The organism is Bacillus sp. 05T31 (assembly GCF_056396725.1).
In genome coordinates, this window is the sequence record NZ_JBFTMA010000861.1 from 1 (window position 1) to 1,574 (window position 1,574).

A 1,574-nucleotide genomic window follows, 5' to 3' on the forward strand; every position below is an offset into this window, starting at 1 on the left:
ATCATATCCCATGCAGCTACCATCAATTAAAGAAACTGTATCCCCTTTTCTAATACTGATTTGCGCACAAGAAATATCCGTTTTCACTGTATACTCACCTGATTCAAGTTGCTTTATATACTCGTTTTTCACATGAAGTAATTCATTTGTTCCTAGTTGTTTACATACGGTAAAACCTTTCATTCTCTCCACAGGTTCTATGTAATAATGTGGATATGTAACCCCGCCCTGCATTACTGAATTCGCATTAAAATCAGCCAATACTTCATACTGTGGAAAATGATCTACATATGTATAAGAAAACGTATCACCTGAAGTTGTCCTCTGAATAATAAATGCATTTAATTGCCCTGCTTCTTTAATCGCATTACCACCATCAATCGCAATAATTTTTTTCTCCTTATCAATAACTGGATTGTTAGACGGCGCCTCCTCGGAATAGTTCACAACAGGCCAATGTCCAACAATTACGTACTTATCCGCACTATGTGACTTATTAAAAAACTCTGGTATTGCAATTGCATTTTTCCTGTCTGTTTGTCTCCAATTCTCTCTATCTTCAAGGCCAGCATGTACAAAGATATAATCATCAGTTTCAATAGCAGTTGGCAATTCTGTTAGCCACTTTATTTCTTTTGAAAAGTGGCTCATCAATATTTTTTTCACTTCACAAATATCACTTTCTTCATTAACGGTAACGTTCAATTTCGCTAACCATTCATTAAAAATTGTATTCTTTCTCGTACATAAATAATTTATTAGCGCAGGATTTTCATTTACAAGCGCTTCAACTACAGCTTCACAATTCCCTTCAATTACATAAACATTTGGCTTGCTAACTACTAGATCCATCACATAGTTTACGACGCCAATGCTATTTCTTCCTTTCTCACAAAGATCACCATTAATAATTAAATAATCTTCATCTTTAAAATTAACTTTATGTAATAATTCCTTTAAAAGATTTAATTCGCCATGAATATCAGATATTACGATAACTCTTACACCTTTTGGGATTAATAGTTTCTGAATTTTTTCCAAGTATGAACTCCCCTAACCTTCTTTAAATTCAATATTATCGTCTCAATTATAAAGAAACTATTCGACAAAATAAGCAATTAACCCTCTTCATCTTAAACTTCTAAATAAAAGTAGGTTCTATATGTTACCTCACATAGAACCTACTTAATATKATAACTCTTTATAAAAAGAATAACTTACCTTATCATAGCCTTCTCTTTCATAAAAACGATGGGCATCAACTCTTGGAAACGCTGATGTAAGAACGATAGAACTGCACCCTTTTTCTCTCCCCCATTTTTCTACATATGACAGAAGAACTTTACCATATCCTTTCGATCTGTGAGCTTCCGCAGTTACAAGGTCATATGCGAAAACATGTTTCTCATTATAAAAGTTCGTACAAATTGCTACACCAGCAAGACAAACAACTTCATCATCTTCATTCTGTAACGAAAGTAGTTTATAATTTTCTTCTTTCATTTTTTGAAATAAAGAACTTGCTTCTTCTCTTGAAAGTTTCGTTCGTAATTGCTGTAATACGGGGAATACAT

The 1,574-nt window shown here is 33.2% G+C and carries 2 protein-coding genes; both read right to left on the reverse strand.

Features of this window, described 5'->3' with window-relative positions; all coding sequences use genetic code 11:
- On the reverse strand, window positions 1-1,041 hold a 1,041-nt coding region (locus AC1DJR_RS29290), incomplete at its 3' end, for a metallophosphoesterase (RefSeq protein ID WP_477004173.1).
- 144 nt (window positions 1,042-1,185) lie between these two features.
- The coding region (locus AC1DJR_RS29295; RefSeq protein WP_477004174.1) for a GNAT family N-acetyltransferase at window positions 1,186-1,574 on the reverse strand (389 nt) is incomplete at its 5' end.